Source organism: Dyella sp. 01N36, from assembly GCF_056399745.1.
Genome location: NZ_JBFTRY010000339.1, coordinates 1 through 1,942, shown reverse-complemented (window position 1 = coordinate 1,942; position 1,942 = coordinate 1). Strand labels below are relative to the sequence as shown.

At 66.5% G+C, this 1,942-nt stretch carries 2 protein-coding genes; both read right to left on the bottom strand.

Going from position 1 to position 1,942, the window contains the following annotated elements; genetic code table 11:
* A partial coding sequence (locus AC1DMG_RS21860) for a diguanylate cyclase domain-containing protein (RefSeq protein WP_477181125.1) occupies positions 1-1,400 on the bottom strand: 1,400 nt, incomplete at its 3' end.
* Position 1,401: 1 nt separating this feature from the next.
* On the bottom strand, positions 1,402-1,902 hold the full coding sequence (locus AC1DMG_RS21855; protein ID WP_046971628.1) for a hypothetical protein: 501 nt from the start codon (positions 1,900-1,902) through the stop codon (positions 1,402-1,404).
* Positions 1,903-1,942 lie beyond the last annotated feature (40 nt).

The following is a 1,942-nucleotide window of genomic DNA, read 5'->3' as shown; positions in this document are numbered from 1 at the left end:
GCGTGACCCAGTGTGTCGTTGACGGTCTTGAAGCGATCCAGATCGACGAACAGCAACGCAAAGCACTCGCCCGTGCGATTGGCCTCGCGGATCACCGTATCCAGTCGGTCGTTGAACAACAGGCGATTGGGCAGGCCGGTCAAGGCATCGAGCAGACCTTCGGCGCGGCCTTGCTCACGCGTATGACGCAACTCGATCGCGTGCGCGAATCGCGACGCGGCGCACCGAAGTACAGGCTGCACGATGTCCAGCGCCGGCAGCGGCTGGCGCGTACCGACCAGCAAGGCGCCCAGCACGGTGCGTCGCTCGTCCTGCAGCGGCCAGCCCGCAAAACCGGCCAGACCCAGCTGCGCGAGCAAGGGATCCATCGGCGCAAGCCGTCCGGCATCGGCCTGATGCAGCATGGCCTGACCCGACAGCACCAGCCGCAACGAACTTTGCAGATGCGGCCCTGGCCACAGCTGCTCGTCGCCACGCCAGTACTGCACGAGCTGTACCGGCGCACCGCCTTCGTCGGGTCGCGCGGACCAGACTGCAACATAGTCCAGGCCCATTTCCTCGAACAACAGGCGGGCCGCTTCGGTGATGCCTTCGTCGCCGCTGCCGGCGGCGAACATGCGTGCCAGCAAGCTGAGCGCCACTTCGGCGCGGGCACTGGCCCGATCGCTGCGGAACATCAAGGCGACCGCGTCGCGACCGGCGTGCTGAATCGCACGTGCGCTGGCCTCGCCAGCATCGGCACCACGCGATGAACGTCGACGGCCGGCATGCCACTGGCGCGAACCTTCGGCAATCACCTGCTCGATGGTCGCATCCTTGAAGGCCAGCACGTCCTTGAGCGGCCGGCCGCGCAATTCGTGATCGCCCAGCCCGCTGTTGCGCGCCACGGCCGGACTGAAATCGACCAGCTGGCCACGCACGGGGTCGACGATCAACCACTCGCTGTCGACCTCGTCGAAGGCAAAGCGATAGTCGCCACCCGTTGACGTTGCCAGGCCTTCGCCGCTGCTGTCCTGTCGCGCAACCATGCGATGGACCCGCTGCCAGCGCGAGAGCAGTTCGTGCTCGATCTGCGAGGCATACAGCCAATCGGCAATGCCCGCTGGCAACACATTGGGCTTGAGCACGGCTGCGTCGTCGAGCACGGCCAGAATGGGCGCCCCGATGCAGGCCGGTACGCCGCGCAAAACATCGATGCCCGCCATGCCCTCGCGACCATCGCCCTCGAACACGATCACGATCAGCGCCAGCGGCGGCCGACCCTCGAGCAGGATGCCTGCGTGGGTGGCATCGCGGGCGGAATGCACCACGAAATGCCCGTCACGATCGAACGTGTCGAACAGGGCTCGGCGCAGCTCACGCTGCGCGGCAACGACCAGGATGCCCGCGTTGCTCGTCATATCAGAGGATCCAACGACCGTCGCGCAGGCGCGGACGCTGGGCGGGCTCGGACTGGCAGCTCAGGCGCACCAGCACGTCGTTGAAACTGGCCACGAAGGACTCCGGCGGATCGAGCATGACCACGCGGCGCACGTGCCCGGACGTGGCGCGCGCCAACTGTCGCAGCAGGGTGGCGTCGGCCATCGGCAGCGGGAGCGGCAGGCGCTGCAGCAGATAGATGCCGAAATGATTGCTCTGCAGCATGTAGCGCAGCGCGATATTGAGGCGTTGGGAACCGGGCAAGCCGACGTGCTCCTCGCGCAGGTTGCCCAGTCCCAACTCCGGATTCCACAAGTAGACGGCCTGTCCGCTCCGCCGTACCAGCGGGCGCAACAGCCCGACCAGGCCGACCTTGTCCCCGCCCTCGAGCGCAATCAAATTGCCCCGGGCCGCTAGGATGCGCTCGAGGATTTCGGCGCCGCCCTGCAAGGGGCTGGCGGGAGTGGCGATGGAGGTATTCATTCGGGTCTAAATTACGTGTTCTGCGTCGGTTCGCATAGGG